The sequence below is a fragment of the Neisseria sp. P0021.S005 genome, assembly GCF_051956955.1.
Map to the genome: position 1 here is coordinate 1 of NZ_JBQCWY010000028.1, position 16,490 is coordinate 16,490.

At 43.3% G+C, this 16,490-nt stretch carries 13 protein-coding genes and 2 pseudogenes; 7 read left to right on the forward strand and 8 right to left on the reverse strand.

Annotation, left to right across the window (positions count from 1 at the left end):
• Positions 1-198, forward strand: a pseudogene (locus tag ACTHUE_RS03175) (hypothetical protein); the annotation flags it as partial.
• Between the two features lie 134 nt (positions 199-332).
• Entirely contained in the window at positions 333-1,214 is an 882-nt protein-coding gene (gene nadC, locus ACTHUE_RS03180; protein WP_440423026.1) for a carboxylating nicotinate-nucleotide diphosphorylase, read from the forward strand.
• A 218-nt stretch (positions 1,215-1,432) separates the two neighbouring features.
• Here the strand turns inward: nadC and ACTHUE_RS03185 are convergent.
• Positions 1,433-1,615, reverse strand: a pseudogene (locus tag ACTHUE_RS03185) (hypothetical protein); the annotation flags it as partial.
• Between the two features lie 262 nt (positions 1,616-1,877).
• On the opposite strand from ACTHUE_RS03185, the gene ACTHUE_RS03190 reads away from it, so the two are divergent.
• The 4 genes from ACTHUE_RS03190 (at position 1,878) to ACTHUE_RS03205 (ending at position 5,437) form a co-directional block, all read left to right on the forward strand.
• Positions 1,878-2,738 carry an SDR family oxidoreductase gene (locus ACTHUE_RS03190; RefSeq protein WP_440402868.1) on the forward strand — a complete coding sequence of 287 codons (861 nt, stop codon included), beginning with the start codon at positions 1,878-1,880 and terminating at the stop codon, positions 2,736-2,738.
• The gene (locus ACTHUE_RS03195; RefSeq protein ID WP_070461570.1) at positions 2,728-3,552 is read left to right on the forward strand and encodes an ABC transporter ATP-binding protein; all 825 of its coding nucleotides are present in this window, start codon (positions 2,728-2,730) and stop codon (positions 3,550-3,552) included. Before ACTHUE_RS03190 ends, ACTHUE_RS03195 begins: the two co-directional genes overlap by 11 nt.
• A 101-nt stretch (positions 3,553-3,653) precedes the next feature.
• Entirely contained in the window at positions 3,654-5,171 is a 1,518-nt protein-coding gene (locus ACTHUE_RS03200; RefSeq protein ID WP_070461569.1) for an ABC transporter permease/substrate-binding protein, read from the forward strand.
• 47 nt (positions 5,172-5,218) lie between these two features.
• Entirely contained in the window at positions 5,219-5,437 is a 219-nt protein-coding gene (locus ACTHUE_RS03205) for an alcohol dehydrogenase catalytic domain-containing protein (RefSeq protein WP_199900406.1), read from the forward strand.
• Positions 5,438-5,572: 135 nt separating this feature from the next.
• On the opposite strand, the gene ACTHUE_RS03210 is transcribed toward ACTHUE_RS03205, so the two are convergent.
• Positions 5,573-6,538 carry a helix-turn-helix domain-containing protein gene (locus tag ACTHUE_RS03210; protein WP_159068523.1) on the reverse strand — a complete coding sequence of 322 codons (966 nt, stop codon included), beginning with the start codon at positions 6,536-6,538 and terminating at the stop codon, positions 5,573-5,575.
• Between ACTHUE_RS03210 and ACTHUE_RS03215 the strand changes: the two genes are divergently transcribed.
• Positions 6,519-7,295, forward strand: a complete 777-nt coding sequence (locus tag ACTHUE_RS03215; RefSeq protein WP_070461567.1) for an SDR family NAD(P)-dependent oxidoreductase — start codon at positions 6,519-6,521, stop codon at positions 7,293-7,295. The genes ACTHUE_RS03210 and ACTHUE_RS03215 overlap by 20 nt on opposite strands.
• Before the next feature lie 67 nt (positions 7,296-7,362).
• Here ACTHUE_RS03215 and ACTHUE_RS03220 read toward each other — a convergent pair whose 3' ends face one another.
• The 6 genes from ACTHUE_RS03220 to ACTHUE_RS03245 form a co-directional block, all read right to left on the reverse strand.
• Entirely contained in the window at positions 7,363-7,731 is a 369-nt protein-coding gene (locus ACTHUE_RS03220) for a rhodanese-like domain-containing protein (protein ID WP_070461580.1), read from the reverse strand.
• A gap of 186 nt (positions 7,732-7,917) precedes the next feature.
• The gene (locus ACTHUE_RS03225; protein WP_440423028.1) at positions 7,918-11,958 is read right to left on the reverse strand and encodes a helix-turn-helix transcriptional regulator; all 4,041 of its coding nucleotides are present in this window, start codon (positions 11,956-11,958) and stop codon (positions 7,918-7,920) included.
• A gap of 366 nt (positions 11,959-12,324) precedes the next feature.
• Positions 12,325-13,332, reverse strand: a complete 1,008-nt coding sequence (locus tag ACTHUE_RS03230; protein WP_440398553.1) for an IS5 family transposase — start codon at positions 13,330-13,332, stop codon at positions 12,325-12,327.
• Positions 13,333-13,342: 10 nt separating this feature from the next.
• Complete coding sequence (locus ACTHUE_RS03235) at positions 13,343-14,857, reverse strand: ParB family protein (protein ID WP_440402788.1); 1,515 nt, start codon at positions 14,855-14,857, stop codon at positions 13,343-13,345.
• Complete coding sequence (locus ACTHUE_RS03240; protein WP_440402787.1) at positions 14,854-15,741, reverse strand: ParA family protein; 888 nt, start codon at positions 15,739-15,741, stop codon at positions 14,854-14,856. Before ACTHUE_RS03240 ends, ACTHUE_RS03235 begins: the two co-directional genes overlap by 4 nt.
• A 145-nt stretch (positions 15,742-15,886) precedes the next feature.
• On the reverse strand, positions 15,887-16,261 hold the full coding sequence (locus ACTHUE_RS03245; RefSeq protein WP_070461951.1) for an Mth938-like domain-containing protein: 375 nt from the start codon (positions 16,259-16,261) through the stop codon (positions 15,887-15,889).
• Between the last annotated feature and the right edge of the window lie 229 nt (positions 16,262-16,490).

The following is a 16,490-nucleotide window of genomic DNA, read 5'->3' on the forward strand; positions in this document are numbered from 1 at the left end:
GATGGTGAAGGCATCGTAAGGAATGAAAGTATGTATATGATGAATAAATCCGACAGACATTTATTTTGTGAAGGGAAAAAAATTGCTATTTTTTACGCGTATGACGAATTAAAAATATCAAAACAAAGAAAAGGAGACGTAATTGATTTGGAAAACAACTATGTTGAGCAAGTCATTGAAATGGCAATTTCAAAATAATCAGATGACGCCGGAGAGAATTGTTCTCTTTGAGCTAAGGCGAGGCAAAGCCGTACTGGTTTTTGTTAATCCACTATAAAATGAAGTTTTGCCCCATCGGTACAACATCAATATTTTTCAACAAAGGAAACCCCATGTCGTCTGAAAACACCCTCTTCCCCCTGCCCGATACCCTATTGCGCCCCATGGTAGAACAAGCCTTGAGCGAAGATTTGGGCAGGCGCGGCGACATTACGTCCGCCGCCGTTATAGCGCCCGATAAAACCGCCAAACTTTTCCTCGTCAGCCGCGAAAACGGCGTTATCGCCGGCATGGACTTGGCGCGCCTCGCCTTTCAGACGATGGATCCGTCCGTCCGCTTCCAAGCCGAAATCCGAGACGGACAAGCCGTCCGCGCAGGTCAGACGCTGGCCGCCATCGAAGGCAACGCCCGCGCGCTGCTCGCCGCCGAACGCACCGCGCTCAACTACCTCACGCACTTAAGCGGCATCGCCACCGCTACCGCTCGCGCAGTAGCCGAAGTTGCCGGTTACAATGTGGACATCGTGTGCAGCCGCAAAACCATCCCACTGCTTCGCGTCCTGCAAAAATACGCCGTCAGAGCAGGTGGCGGCGTAAACCACCGCATGGGCTTGGACGACGCCATCCTCATCAAAGACAACCATCTTGCCTATTGTGACAGCATCGCCCAAGCCGTGCAGCAGGCAAAGCAAGCAGTCGGACCGTTGACCTGCGTGGAAATCGAAGTGGACACGTTGGCACAACTGGACAAAGCTATCGTGGCGGGCGCAGAACGGATTTTGCTGGACAACATGGACGACGAAACCCTGAAAAAAGCGGCAAACCGCTGCCACACGCAAACTGCCCACCCCCACACCGTCTATTGCGAAGCATCGGGCGGCATCGGCTTCGACCGACTGAAGCGCGTGGCGCAAACCGGCGTGGACGGCATCGCCCTCGGCTATCTGACCCACAGCAGCCATTCGTTGGATATAGGTTTGGATTTCGTGGCTTAAATTTCGAGTTTGCTATAAAGCAAAGGCCGTCTGAAATATAGACCTTTTATTTTCAAGCAGCCTTTTTGCTTCCAAAGCAGAAGATATAAAAATTATGCAGGGTAGCTTCAACCTTCATATAACATGAAAGAGTAGGGCATAACTAAGCCATCATGTAAAAAGCCGTCTGAAACCCAATGTTCAGACGGCTTTTTACTCCCAAAATGATTAATTGATCATTACCATTTTCCAGTTATCCCAATACGGATTGTCCTACCTGGTGCAGGCAGGTAAGAGCGACTCATCGGGTCGAGGTAGTAGCGGTTGGTCAGGTTGCTGCCCACCAGCTCGGCAGTCAGGTTTTTGCCGATTTTGTAGCGCAGGTAGGCATCCCATACTGCAACAGGCTGCCAGCGCATATAGTCGGGGTCTGCCTGTTTTCCATTACCTGCTTGGTCGTAATATACCTGAAAAATCGCCCTGCGGTATTATTCAGCTTAATAATCAAGTAAGTCTTTCGCGGCTTATCGTATGTAGGAAAACTGCTACAATAATAACCATCAATAAACCATCCCTTGAATCTATTCAGTCTACCTGAAACTCAAAAAGCAGCATGCACATGGTTTTACAGAAACCCTGTAAACAGCAAAGCTATCTCTTTAGAAAACGCATAAGGAAAACAACATGAATCTAGCCATCACTGGCTCCAGCGGCAACATCGGCGGTATGGTCGCCCGTCATCTGAGCACATGCGGCCTGCCGCTTATCCTGCCGCTGCGTAACCCCGCCAAAGCGCCCAATCTCACGAACTGCGAGGCGCGACGGTTTGCCTATGGCGATTTGGAGCTTGCTAAGCAGGCTTTAAATGGGGTGGACGTGCTGTTTATGGTGTCCGCCGCCGAAAGTCCGATGCGCGAACAGGAGCATTTGACTTTGGTGCAGGCTGCTTCGGAAGCGGGCGTGAAGCATATTGTCTATCTCTCTTTTGCTCAAGCGGCGTTGGACAGTACCTTCACGCTGGCGCGCACTCATGCGGTTACCGAAAATGCAATCCGGCAAACAAATATGCGCTACACCTTTCTGCGCGACAATTTTTACAGTGAGATGATGGCAACAATTGCTAACGCAGATGGCATCATCGCAGGCCCAGCCGACGACGGGCGCGTTGCCTGCGTTTCGCAGCACGATGTCACCCAAGCAGCGGCAAACATCATCGCCGACATCGCTTGCGACAATCACCACTACGATAATCAGACCTACACACTGACCGGTTCCCAATCATTAAGTTTTATTGAAATAGCCGCCGTCTTAACCGAAATCACCGGCAAACCGCACTGCTACCACAATGAAACTGTGGAAGAAGCCTTCGCCAGCCGCAAAGCTGAGTATCCTGACACTCCCGATTGGCAGATTGAAGCCTGGGTTTCTACCTACACTGCCATTGCCAAAGGCGAGCTTGCTACCGTTTCAGACGACCTGTCGCAGTTGTTGGGACGCGCACCGATTAGTTTTGAAGACGTAGTAAAGGCACAATATGCAAAATAATCTTGTCCCATTTATCGAGTTTCGTGGCACAGGCAAGCATTATGACGGCAAATATGCTGTGCGCGATTTGGATTTGACCATTTATCAGGGTGAATTTTTCGTGTTGGTAGGTAGCTCGGGCAGCGGCAAATCCACCACTTTACGCATGATTAACGCGCTAATTGAACCGACCGATGGCAACGTTTATCTGCACGGGAAACGGATTAAAGACTACGACATCCGCCAGCTCCGCCACCAAATTGGTTACGTATTGCAGCAAATCGCACTTTTCCCCACCATGACCGTCGCGGAAAATATCGAACTCATGCCTGACGTACTGGGCTGGCCGAAAGCCGAACGCAAAACGCGTGTGAATGAATTATTGGAGCTGGTGGAACTTGACCCTGCGCACTACCGCGACCGCTATCCGCACGAACTTTCCGGCGGTGAACAGCAGCGCATCGGTATTTTGCGAGCCATTGCAGCCAAGCCTCAAGTTCTGCTGATGGACGAACCGTTTTCAGCACTTGACCCGCTGGTACGCACCGTGCTGCAAGACCAAATTGCTATGATTCACCAAAAATTTGGCACCACTATCGTTTTCGTTACCCATGATATGCAGGAAGCCGCCAAACTCGCTTGCCGTATCGGTGTAATGCATAATGGCAAACTGGTACAAATCGACACACCTGAAGAAATCAAAAAGCAGCCGGCAAATGATTATGTGCAATCGCTGTTTTCCACCGCCGATGCACCCGATGCCGAACGCATCATCCACCAATTCTTACGGTTGGATAAACAGGGACAGGAAGCTGTGAGAAGGGCAGTGTTATGATGGTGAAGGCCGTCTGAAACCTCTTTCAAGGCGCTAATACCTTGCTGTAAAGCAAACATAAACATCTATTATTCAACGTACTAAACATAAAATTTAAAACTATGTTCTCATCCCTAAACGTTACCCTGGCAGAACTCTGGCAAATGCTGCTTACGCATTTATGGCTTTCCGGCCTGGCTTTGCTCGCGGCAGTGGCAATTGCGGTGCCTGCCGCCGTGTTGTTTGCGCGCAGACAGCGGGCAGCGGAAGCGGTATTGCAGTTTACCAATATATTGCAAACCATTCCGTCTTTGGCGCTGCTGGGTTTGCTGATTCCGTTTGTCGGTATCGGTTCGCCGCCCGTCTTGATTGCGCTCACGCTATACGCGCTGTTGCCTATTTTTCAAAATACCTATTTGGGGCTGACCCAAATCGACCAATCGATTCAAGATGCGTACACCGCATTCGGACTATCGCGCTGGCAATCATTGTGGCGGATTGAACTGCCGATGGCTTTGCCTGCCATGATTTCGGGCATTCGCACGGCGGCAGTGCTGATTGTCGGCACGGCAACTCTGGCGGCGTTAATCGGAGCAGGCGGTTTGGGCAACCTGATTCTGCTCGGTATCGATCGCAACAACATGACAATGACGTTTACCGGCGCATTGCTCTCCGCATTATTGGCTGTCGGTGTAAGCGGCATTATCGGGCTGTTGCAGAAATCACGACGCAAGTTGCCGATTATTCTTGCATTGGTGGTGGGCTTCGGCGCACTCGGTCTGTCTCAGATTTCATTTACACCTGCTACAAAAAACGTGGTGGTTGCCGGCAAAATGGGGAGTGAGCCGGATATTCTGATTAACATGTATAAATTATTGATTGAACGTGAGAATTCGAACGTGAAAGTCACAGTCAAACCTAATTTTGGCAAAACTACTTTCCTGTTTAGCGCACTGAATAGTGGCGAAATCGATATTTATCCTGAATTCACCGGCACAGTGCTGGAAGCCTTAGTACAAGTACCAACTGAACAGAAGAACCGCCATCTGTCGCCAGATGAAACCTATCAACGGGGCAAACAATTATTGGCGGAACAATATCAGCTAGAGTTTCTGCCACCAATGTCTTATCAGAACACTTACGCGTTGGCGGTCAAAGAAAGCTACGGTGCATCGCACCAACTGAAGACAATCAGCGACTTGAAGCAGGTAGCGCCCAATATCCGAGCAGGTTTCTCACTGGAATTTATCGACCGAGCGGATGGCTATAAAGGCATGCAGGCAGCCGGTATCACGCTAAAACATATTGTTAGCTTGGAACCTGCCTTACGCTATACGGCATTGTTGAATGACAAAATCGACCTAGTGGAAGCCTTTTCCACCGATGCAGAATTGAAACAATATCAATTGCGCCTACTGAAAGATGATATTTCCCTGTTTCCTGCTTATCAGGGTGCGCCATTGATGAAAGCAGAATTTGCTGAAAAAAATCCTCAAATTGTGACCGCACTTAACCGACTGGCGGGAAAAATTAGCGAAGAGGAAATGAGTGAGATGAACTACCGCGTGAAAGTGCAAGGCGAAAGCGCGGAAAACGTAGCGCGGGAGTATTTGGAGAAAAATGGGTTGTTAGGAAAGTAAAATTGGCAGTAGGCTACCTGAAAGCATCAGATTCTTAGGGAGGTATTATGAAAGCCGTAAAAATCTATCAAGCCGGCGGTCCAGAGCAACTGATTTATCAAGACGTGCCAACACCTGATATCAAAGAGAGTTGGTCACTGGTAAAAATCAAAGGCTTCGGCATCAACCATTCCGAGATTTTCACACGCGAAGGCAAATCGCTGTCTGTCCAGTTTCCGCGTATCTTGGGCATTAAATGTGTAGGCCAAGTGACGCCTTTAGAATAAAACAGTGGTCTGAATTGGTTTCATGGATATTGATAAAGAGAAGGTCGTCTGAAATTCTTCAGACGGCCTTTTATATTTGAATCATCATTGACTTTAAATACATTGAATATCAACGGCAGCTTTATTGAAACTAGGCTACGACTGCTGAAATTCCTTGCGAAATGCCAACGGTGTTTTCTGCATTTCTTTCTTAAAAAATTTGCCGAAATGCGTAGCCTCTTCAAAGCCGAGTTGCCACGCGATTTCTTTGACGGACACTTTCGTATAAGCCAACAATCGCTTGCTTTCCAATAAAATTCTTTGATTAATGAACTGTTTTGCTGTTAGCCCCGCATATTGTCGGCAGGTTTGGTTCAGTGTTTTTTCGTGACATGAAAGCGCATCAGCGTAAAACGCCAGTTGGTGCTGTGTGGAAAAATGCGTTTCCAGCAACGCACAAAATGCCTGCCAACGCTGCTTTGGGAGGTCGGGCAGGGCGTTTTGCGGCGAATACACCGACGACAGCCAAGTTAAAAATACACCGAGTTGCTGCTGTACCAGCTCGGCTTTTGCCGATTGCGCCAAATCGTCCGCATAGCGTAAATCAGAGAGGGTATGCATCATCTGGGTGAGCAAAGGCACGTGTTGCGGCGCCACCTTGCCTTGGGATGGCAGTTGTCTCAACTTGTCCGAAATATTGGAGGTCAGTATTTGTGGCGCAAAGGACATTCCCCATCCGTCCCAGTCTGCCACACCTGTAAAATGGTGAATTTGCTTAGGGCGAATCAGCAGCCATTCGCCTGTTTGCTGTACCATCTCGGCAAAGTCCAAAATGTGCCGACATTCTCCCTGTTGCACCCAAATCCACACAAAATATTCAAAGCGGTGTTGTTGCTCAAGTTGGGTTTTAATGGCTGCATCTGCTGCTGTTTCACTTTGGTAAAACACTTGTGCAGTGCAAATTTCCAGACCGATTTCGTCTTCCGATGTGATATTTTGGATAAAAGGTTTGTTTTTTACCATAAATAAGCCATTTTTTACTTTTAATTCAACAAAATTATACCATAAAATACCACCATAAATTAAACAAGAGGTAAACAAAATGGTAAAAACAGCACTCATTACAGGCGCATCGAGCGGCATTGGTTTGGAATTGGCAAAAATTCACGCACAGCAAGGCGACAATGTGGTTTTGGTCGCACGCTCCCAAGACAAGTTAAATAAAATTGCCGAAGAATTGACCGCACAATTCGGTATTAAAGCGTACGTTATTGCTATCGATTTAGCAGAATCTAATGCTGCCGAACGCATTTTTGAGCAAACCCAGGCGTTAGGTATTCAAGTCGATTATCTGATCAACAATGCAGGTTTGGGCGGGCATGGCAAGTTTGCCGAGCGGGATTTGGCAGATGAAATGCATATGGTGCAAGTGAATATTATCGCGCTGATGTCGTTAACCCGACTGTATCTGCCGTCCATGTTAGCGCAACAGTCAGGCAGAATTTTGAATGTTTCGTCCACCGCATCATTTATGCCCGTCCCTAATCAGGCAGTGTACTACGCCACCAAAGCTTTCGTAACTTCATTCAGTCAAGCCGTAGCACAGGAAGTGTCTGTAAGTGGTGTGACAGTTACGGCACTTTGCCCGGGCGCAGTGGCAACGGGCTTTGTGGCTGCAGGCAATTTGCAGGGCGTGGCCGCCTGGGATAACGCAAAATCTGCGCAATCCGTGGCACAGTATGGCCACAAGGCGATAATGCGCGGCGAATTGGTGGCATTTAACGAAGGAAAACTGCGTTTTATGTTGGATTGGATCATTCCGTTCCTACCACGCCATTTGGTACTAAAAATGTCGCAAATGGCGATGGAGAAGAAATAATTTCTTTATCATAAAAAATCCCCTAACGCTTTATGCGAGGGGATTTTTGTTTTTAAAGATGTGATATTTATTTCAATCCTTTTTTCACCAAATCTTCATATCCACCATGGTTGGTCACATTGGTGTAGCCAGCATTTTTCAACTCGGTCAATGCGGTTTCTACACGACGACCACTGCGGCAATAGAGATTAACGGGCGCAGTTTTATCTGGGCTAACCGCTTGAATACGTGCAAGGATTTGATCGTGCGGAATATTCACGGCATCTTGTAAATGACCTGCGTTAAATTCCTCGGCTGAACGTACATCAATCCAAACACTTTTTGCTTTTTCTGGTTGTACTGCGCTTTGTTCTGTTTGTGGTGCAGTATTCGCAGAAGCCAAAAACGGTACAGCAATCGCTGCCGCAGAAAGTACTGCTGTAAATAATTTTTTCATCATTCAATCTCCAATTAGATAGAAAATAATCGTCTTATAGGTTTAGGAATCTTATTAAATTAACAATCATGAAAAATATCTAAAATTTTGACCGCACTTTTACACGAAAAAGCCATCTGAAATTTAGTATTCAGACGGCCTTCCATATAAAGTTAGCTGCACAAACGCCTAGATATCCCTAATTCATCATAAATGCATATCTAATCGATGCTCATTATCCCACATTTCAGCTTCATTTTTATAAGACTTAGCCAACTGACCAAGTAACTCATCGGCCACAAACGGATGAGTAATAGCTAATTGTCTACGCCAATCTTGATATTGTTCGAATATTCTCCATTCTTGAGCACCACCATCACCAAATGAACGACTTGTAACTCCCCTGCTATTACGTTTTTCTATATACATTCCTTCAATCATATTTTTAGAATGTATATCTTCAACTAAATCACGTACACCTTCACAAGGCCAAATCCCATCTTCTCCATTTTGGCAATGGCCTAATAACTTACCAATAAAATATTCAACGATATTTCTACGTCCATGCTTTTCAGCAAGGTTAATTGCTTGTTTTACCCATCCTTCAAGCTTTTCGGGATTAATTTTTCCTAAATTATCTTCGCCCGGTATGTGGCTTAAGGCATTTAAAGTATACCGGTAATATTTAACTAATTGCGTGTTAACAGCCTCATTTTCATCTTCTAATCCATCATCTCTTTTATAAAGTTTTGAGATAAGTTGAACGAAAAATTCAGGATGTTCTTCTAAATATCTTTCTAAACTTTTGATTGAACAATTTTCACTTTTTCTTCCATAAGGTGCTAAAGCCACTATGTAGGAAAATTCTAAATTCGCCTTTTGTTCTAAGCTCAAAGTTTCACAATCAGAAATTTGAGAAAATGCATCTCCTAACCGATAACTATCTGGTGGATTATTTTCATTTTTTGCTGTTGGTAAAAGCATTGCTGTTAAAATCTCAAAAATAACTTTAGTAGATATTTTTTTTAGATTAAAACTAATATATAAAAAAGCAGTTTGAGGTCTGTTTGCTGACAGCAGACATCTTACGGCATTTTCAGCTTCATTTATATTCTGACAATATGATGGAACAATTTGCTCCCAATATCCTTGTTGGTAATGTTTCTCTAGAGACTCAACCAAGCTCCATACCTGTGAATCAAAAGGTGCCTGTAAGTATACTTGTACTTTACCAGAATCATCTAAATACCCAGAAAGGGTTTCAAATAAAGAGGTGTTATCATCACTTTCGGATAACAATCCCCGAATAATGTTCTTATAATTAATGTGAGCATCTTTTTTAAAAGACTCCAGAGCCAATTTAATTAATTGTACTGACTCCTCATCTGATGAAAATACAAAACGTCTTAGAAGAAAACCTATCGTACTTGCGCAATCTCCTTTTAAAGATAATTCTAGAATTCCTGAAAGTCCTTTTTCTTGTAAAATTTCTTTTAACGCGACAACACGATTTTGGTTAATAATTCCTTCTCTTTCTTCAAAATTCATATTTGGATCATCTTCTATCTCATCAGTAGAGTAATCTACCCAATGAGATCTAAATAACCAGAAATATTTATCTATTAGTTCTTTGGGTTCTAATGCTGCATATGTCTGCTTGCCCAATTCCGTAAACATAATTCTATTAGAATCTCTTTTAGCTCTTTTAGATAAAATAGTCGTGCGAAGTTTTTCTCGCATGGTAATTTTCTCAGATTCTGTAGCTTGGTTTAATGCCCAATCTTTAATAAGAAACCAAATTTTATTTTGCTGTTTAGGTGTTAAACCATGAATATGATTGACTAAATCAAGTAATTGTTCAAATGTATGACTTGCCCAAGTTAATGCTATTTCTACTGAGGCATTCCAGAAATCATAAACATCTTGTTCAGTTACTGTATTTTGAGCACAATTATTCCTCCAAATACATTTACTAGCTGGAAATGCTGTTTGAGCAGATGTACTTGGAAATTGGCTAATACAAATTCGCCAACCGATATCTGGAAATTTTCTAACTAACTCTTTTAATAATTGAATACGTTCTTGCGTATTGATATTTGTAGCAGGTAACCAAGCTCTAAAAACTCCAGATAATGAATTAAAAGGTTTGTTGCTATAATTATCAGTGATTTCCTCTTGACTTAATTGAGCCAAAATTTTTACCACTCTAGCAACTGTTAATTTATCCCAAGCTAATTTCTCTAATGCCCACAACAAATCAGTATACTTAGGTGAAGAGAAAATATCAGTAGAAACAGGTTGCATTAGCTCTAAGAATTGCTTATCAGTTTTCAAATCGTTTTCTATAATACTTAAAAATACTTTTGGGCTCGCTTCTGCATACACTGAGAAATCAGATGCTTGTGCAAGCAATACTCTTAAGTTAAGTGGAGAGAATAATTCTTCCACGAGTTTATTTACTGCTTCCTCACAATTAAAAGCTAATCTATTTTTAAATAATTCATTACCATGAACAGCCAATAAAATAAGCATCTCCCCTATACTATCTCTCAAGCCTTTAGAATGCTGACGCTTTTTATCATATATATTAGCTTGCCATTGCTGATCTTTAGGCAAATCTAAGGCAGGATTATCTTCTCCTAAAACTAATTTAGCGCTGTCAAAGAAGCGCTCTAAATCTGCTTTAGTAATGTAGGGTGCAATAGCAAATAACAAATCGATTTTTGATACTACTCCTCTATGTGAGTCTACTGCCCAAACGGGAGAGTCATTAAGAAGCAAGCTTACTTGAAACTCTTGTTCTAAAGACTCATACGGTAAATTTTTTGATAAAGCTTCTAGGATAGAAATGTCATATTGATTAGAACTGTCCCATCCTCCAGCAAATAGAAATGGAATAAGAACTTGATTATGACTATCTACCCATTCAGGCTTATGAATAGCCTCATTCTTTGACAGCTGTCGTCGCAGGACTGTTAATGAATAACCGGATTTTTTTGCCAATTCTTGTGCTGTATCATAGGAATACCCCATTTCTTCTAATGAATGAAGAAAAGTTACTGAATCTAAAATTTCAAGTTTTAGATCAATATTTTGTATTAGAGTATTTTTAGGGTAAACAACAAAGGCATGAATCTTTTGCGAATATTGAGCCAGCTCTTTTTCGACGTTTTTATTATCAGTAATTGCAATAAAACTCTTAGAGCCTTGAGCAAGACGAGAAAGGACATTCTCTTCTTTAAATACTAGACAATTATCTCTATAAGAAATAAATTTTTTATCTGAAAACAGGGCGGACAAAAATGCCATTGCTTCGATTTTAGAATCAGCTGCAATGTAAAAAGGTTTTTGGGGCGGTTTGGATAAATAATCCAAAATCTTTTCTTCATATACTTTAATTAATTTGTTAAAGAAAGACGTATTTAAACTTGGATTACACACATTTGCCCATTCTTGCCATACACTATCTAAGGAATCTACATTTTGTGTAGGCAATTTTGCTTCATTTGCCAGCCAACTTTGTGCTGGTAATGACTGAGCTAGCCACTGTTCAAGATCGCTTGCATCATATGCTCTGACATCTTTCCATTTATTAAGAGCTTTCTTTTGCTGAACCCATTTATTTTTTCCAGGCCAGCGACGAGGTGTTACAAAAATAAATGTTATATTTTTAGAATCTGAAAGGTGAGCCTTAAGGCTTTTATCAAAATCACTATCAGCTTTGGCCTTAATATCTTTATTAACACCAAATTCCCAGCCTGAATTACCATCAGGAATCCACGGAGTTGCTTCATTTGACTCAATCCAACCATCCCAGCCAGGTCGTTGTGAATCATCATTTCCAGGAAAATCAATTTGAGTTATTTTTTCGCTCGTTGAGTGGATCAGTGTTCTCAAAAAAACAGATAAACGTGATCTTGATGAAATTTCGCAAGTATTGACCCAATTTTCAATATCATTTGCTTTTATATCTAAAAAAGGAGGAGCATAAATATGAGTTGCAGGAGCTTCAGTTTGTTGAATTAGAGCATCTTCATACTCAGCCTGCCATTGCATTAATTGATCTAATGGGAAGTTAAAGGTCTTTGATAACCGCTGAGCCATGTTAGGTGACAACATTGCTTTACCATTCAAGAAATTAGATAGTGCAGGTCGACCAATTGCTAGCAATTTTGCAGCTTCTGTTACCGTCATTCCTTTAGGTAATAACTCTTCTTTGATTCTTAAGCCAGGATGTTTTACAATCATTTTTAGTTCCTTATTTAAGGGTTTATCAAATGCATTTCTGCGTATATTTTGTAACACTAACGATACGCCAATACTGTGTAGCGTTACACAATACAGATTAACTCTGAGGAATTAAAAGGTCAAGCATCTGAGTCTGCTTGACTTTTTCTTTTTCAAAAAATAGCACTTGTAAGTCTTTAGATATCTCTTAGGTTTACGATTACAACCCAATTCATAGACTGAGACCTTTGCAAAAACTCCCTTTTACCCGACGGCCGAAACCTAACACAGGTTTTCGGCTGTTTTCATTTCAAATATCCACTGATTCTACTCAAATACCCCCTTAATCCCCCTTGGATACCTGATAATCAGGCATCCGGCCGCCTTTTAAGCAGCAACAGGCACACTTAGCCTGTTAGCCGCTTTCAAAAGGTTCAAACACATCGCCTTCAGATGGCTTTGCGCACTTACTTTGAGCAGACCGAAATAGGCTGCCCGGGCATAGCGGAATTTACGGTGCAGTGTACCGAAGCTTTGTTCGACCACATAACGGGTCTTCGACAAATATCGGTTGCGTTTGGTTTGCGCTTCCGTCAGCGGACGGTTGCGGTGTGCTTTGCGCATAATGCCGTCCTGCAGTCGACGCTCTTTCAGATGTTGCCGGTTTTCCTTACTGTCATAGCCTTTATCGGCATAGACGGTCGTACCTTTGGGCAGTCCTTCCAACAAAGGCGACAGGTGTTTGCACTCATGGGCATTGGCGGGGGTAATGTGCAGTTTCTCAATATAGCCTTCCGCATCGGTACGGGTATGTTGTTTGTAACCGAGTCTGTATAACCCGTTTTTCTTTATCCAACGGGCATCGCTGTCTTTACTCGGTGTGGTTTGGCCGCTGACTTGTCCTTCGTCATCGACTTCTATGGCCTGGCGCTGTTTGCTGCCGGCGGTCTGAATAATGGTGGTGTCAATGACGGCGGCGGATGCTTTCTCTACTTTTAGGCCTTTTTCGGTCAGTTGTCGGTTAATCAATTCCAGCAATTCGGGCAGGGTGTCGTCTTGCGCCAGCCAGTTGCGGTAGCGGCATAGGGTGCTGTAATCGGGGATGCTCAGTTCGTCAAAGCGGCAAAACAGGTTGAAGTCGATGCGGGTGATGAGGCTGTGTTCGAGCTCGGGATCGGAGAGGCTGTGCCATTGTCCGAGCAGGACGGCTTTGAACATGGACAACAGGGGATAGGCGGGACGCCCTCGGTGGTCTCTAAGGTAACGGGTTCTTTGACGATTCAGGTATTGTTCGATCGGCTGCCAATCAATCACCTGATCCAACTTCAATAGTGGGAAGCGGTCGATGTGTTTGGCAATCATGGCTTGGGCGGTTTGCTGGAAGAAGGTGCTCATGGGAAATCCCCTAAATGTCTTTGTGGGAATTTAGGGGATTTTGGGGAATTTTGCAAAGGTCTCTATTTGTCTGCCAATTCAACACAGAGGCAATGATGTTCTCTTTGTTGCCAATGCCGCAGTTTGTATATTCGTCGTATTTGTCGGGATCTTCGTAGGCAATACGAAGTTTTGAATCATTTTTCAGCGAAAGTAGGGGATTTGAGCTATCGCCAACATCAAACATGAAGTTATCGATACCGCAAAGCTTCCACAGGAATGTAAAAACATTGCCGGCTTCCTCATGCAAAACATCAATAGCATAGATTGCATTTTCGGCACTGGATCCTGAAATATGCTCAAATGCTGGATACTCGACATACCAACCGTATGCGAAGTCTTTGTGGGTTTTAAAGCAATCAGACAGGTTCACTTTGGCCAACAACTTACGAACCGCAGAAAACAGTTTTTTGCTAGTTTGATCCAAAGTAACCTGATGATTCTGAACATCCAGGGCTTCGAACCCTGTCTGTTCAGTTCCTTTCAGCTCATCCTCTGCATCAGTCTCTGGGCTATCTTCTTTAGCTGGCACAGATTCAATAGATGAATCCCCTGACTCAGTGTTATTTTCAGATGCTTCTTTTTGATGCAAATTGACATCTTGTTTGACAGCTGTTTCAGATTTATTCTTATCAGATAAATTTTCTGTTTCAGGAAAGGCTTCAGCACCATATTCAAATTTGAATTTGTTGAGTACAAACTGACAAAGCTCATGTACGTCTAACTCTGTTGCAGAATATTGGTTATGCCACTGATCCAGCACATCTGACCATAAATATTGGAAAGAGTCGTCCAACTGAATTGATTTAGAAATTGAGAACAGGGTAGAGTGAAGTTTTTTAATTTCTTCAACTTTTGCATGGGAAAGTTTGAATGCGTATTCTTGAAGCTCCTGTAAGTTATCAGAAGCAAAAAAGAACAGTCCTAGAGTTTTATGAGAAACCGTAAGCCCTTTATCAGAAAACATCACTTCCAGTTCGCGCAAAGAAAGTTTCCCTGAGTCAGATTCATCTTGGAAAATATCGCGAATTTCGGCGTATTTGCAGGCTTTATCCCAAAAACACATTTCAGCACGCAGTTCGTTTTCAACAAGGTGCGCAACCTGCAATGTAGTTTCGTCAGAGTAGGGGATGTAAATGCACGGCATCATACGGAAGCGGTTATCGCCAGTTTCTTCCAAGAGTTCGCGCAAGATTTTGAGACGGGTATTACCACCCTGTGCCAGTACATATTTACTTTCACCAGGTCGCTGGGTAACGTGTACCGGTTGTTGAATACCTGAAGAACGAATGGACTCTTTGATGGCCTCATAGCTGGAAACATCATGTAAACGGCGTGGGTTTTTGTCAAAGAAATCGATCTCGCTGATTGGCAACGACATTAACATGCCCTGAGAAGGAGTATCCTCGAGGCCAAAACTCATATTTGTCTGTGCAGGTGTACCGATGTGTAGGCTCAAAGCTGCTTTGGTTTGGCCCAGATTCATGACTGTACCTCCTCTTGCAGCAGGCTGGTCATGTCGTTGAAACAGCTTCCACGCAATTTTTTATTTTCGATACCAGGGAAAATCTCATAAACAATACGGTGCATGATTTCATAAGCGGGCAGCATCTTTCCAAGCTGTTTACGCTCATGGCAATGAACAGGAACTCGTAACGTTGTGGCTTCCTTATATGCTTTGGCAGCAGGAACTGCTACGCTCAGCAATTTACGTCTGTCGTCTAAGGTATTACTAAAGAAGTCTTTGATAGAGGATGCGATGAATTTCGCATCATTGGTACGATCTTGCGCGTAGATGATGGCTCGTAATTGAGGCATGGGGATGCGCATTGCTTCGCCTTTTTGCAGTCGCTTCAGAAGTTCTTGGGTACCAGTGAGAAACTCACGGGCACTCAAAACTTCAGGCATAATCGGGCAAAGCAAGCATGTAGCAGCGAAGGCAGCTGTATCCAAGAGAGGGCCGACTGCACCCTGAGTATCGATCAAAACCACATCGTAGTTATTCTGTATGTATTGTGAATGCAGTTTGCTTCTCAGCAAAAAGGCACGATCGGGACGAGAAGTTACTTCAGTCTCGACAAAAGCAGAAATGTTATTGGAAATAACGATGTCTAAATTTGGGAAAACGGTATTGGATATTGTTGAGCGGATGACTTCTTCGGTATTTTCACCGAGAAGCAATTCGACAATACCATTTGGAGCGCGGTGGCTTATTGGGTAGTATTTAGACAGTGATGGCTGAACGTCGCAGTCGATCATTAGGACGCGGAGTCCAATATCAGCGAGAATGCCGGAGACATTAGCAATGAGTGTTGTTTTGCCTACGCCGCCTTTGGTAGCGGCCGCAGACAATATTACGGGTGCGGACATAATATTTCCTTGTATAATCAAGGAACAACGTCAGCGAGAAGAGGTAATTCAAGATGTTATGCTTAAATCATCTTGAATAGGAAATTTAACATAATATAAATTATGCGAATTTGTACTAGTATGATGCAAAAGTCTTTTCTACAAATTATGGCCACAACCAAGCCCATGTGCTTCGGCCTTCGCCTTGCAGTAAAACTAAAGTTCGGCAAGTGGAGGCTGTGTTCATGCATTCAAAGCCGATTCCGTAGGCTGATAAGGCTGCAGCAATTTTGGGATGCAGGAATTTTTGTTTTTCTCCTGTACCGATAATAATGACTTCTGGACGGTTTTCTGCTGTTTCAATTGCTGATATAAAAATTTGTTCGTTTAATTCTTCGATGGTTGTTTGAGGAATGATGCTCACTTTGCCATCTTGCCAGCAAATGGGTTTTGAGTATGTTTGTTCACCGATTTGCAATATGCCTTGTGAGGATGAAAAAAATGATGCGGTTTCATCGATATGGTTTTCTGTGATTTTCATGGCAATTCCTGTTTTTATGGTAGAACGATTTTTCAGACGGCCTTGGGAAACTTGCAAAAAAAGGTGCAAAATCAAGCAATATCAGGTAGGATTCAACGTTTAACCTTGTGCATTGATGCTTTGCTCTGAATTTACGATTGCAAGCGATTATAACAAGCCTTGGTTTTTCGTGATTATTTTAAAGTATCGGCTCAAAAGGAGACACAATGAAGCCAGTAAATATCGGTCT

What these genes read in the sequence shown, in the direction of transcription:
- ACTHUE_RS03205 (WP_199900406.1), top strand. Translation starts at nt 5,219, where the DNA reads ATGAAAGCCGTAAAAATCTATCAAGCCGGCGGTCCAGAGCAACTGATT.
- ACTHUE_RS03220 (WP_070461580.1), bottom strand. Translation starts at nt 7,731, where the DNA reads ATGAAAAAATTATTTACAGCAGTACTTTCTGCGGCAGCGATTGCTGTA.
- nadC (WP_440423026.1), top strand. Translation starts at nt 333, where the DNA reads ATGTCGTCTGAAAACACCCTCTTCCCCCTGCCCGATACCCTATTGCGC.
- ACTHUE_RS03195 (WP_070461570.1), top strand. Translation starts at nt 2,728, where the DNA reads ATGCAAAATAATCTTGTCCCATTTATCGAGTTTCGTGGCACAGGCAAG.
- ACTHUE_RS03240 (WP_440402787.1), bottom strand. Translation starts at nt 15,741, where the DNA reads ATGTCCGCACCCGTAATATTGTCTGCGGCCGCTACCAAAGGCGGCGTA.
- ACTHUE_RS03215 (WP_070461567.1), top strand. Translation starts at nt 6,519, where the DNA reads ATGGTAAAAACAGCACTCATTACAGGCGCATCGAGCGGCATTGGTTTG.
- ACTHUE_RS03230 (WP_440398553.1), bottom strand. Translation starts at nt 13,332, where the DNA reads ATGAGCACCTTCTTCCAGCAAACCGCCCAAGCCATGATTGCCAAACAC.
- ACTHUE_RS03210 (WP_159068523.1), bottom strand. Translation starts at nt 6,538, where the DNA reads ATGAGTGCTGTTTTTACCATTTTGTTTACCTCTTGTTTAATTTATGGT.
- ACTHUE_RS03245 (WP_070461951.1), bottom strand. Translation starts at nt 16,261, where the DNA reads ATGAAAATCACAGAAAACCATATCGATGAAACCGCATCATTTTTTTCA.
- ACTHUE_RS03235 (WP_440402788.1), bottom strand. Translation starts at nt 14,857, where the DNA reads ATGAATCTGGGCCAAACCAAAGCAGCTTTGAGCCTACACATCGGTACA.
- ACTHUE_RS03190 (WP_440402868.1), top strand. Translation starts at nt 1,878, where the DNA reads ATGAATCTAGCCATCACTGGCTCCAGCGGCAACATCGGCGGTATGGTC.
- ACTHUE_RS03200 (WP_070461569.1), top strand. Translation starts at nt 3,654, where the DNA reads ATGTTCTCATCCCTAAACGTTACCCTGGCAGAACTCTGGCAAATGCTG.
- ACTHUE_RS03225 (WP_440423028.1), bottom strand. Translation starts at nt 11,958, where the DNA reads ATGATTGTAAAACATCCTGGCTTAAGAATCAAAGAAGAGTTATTACCT.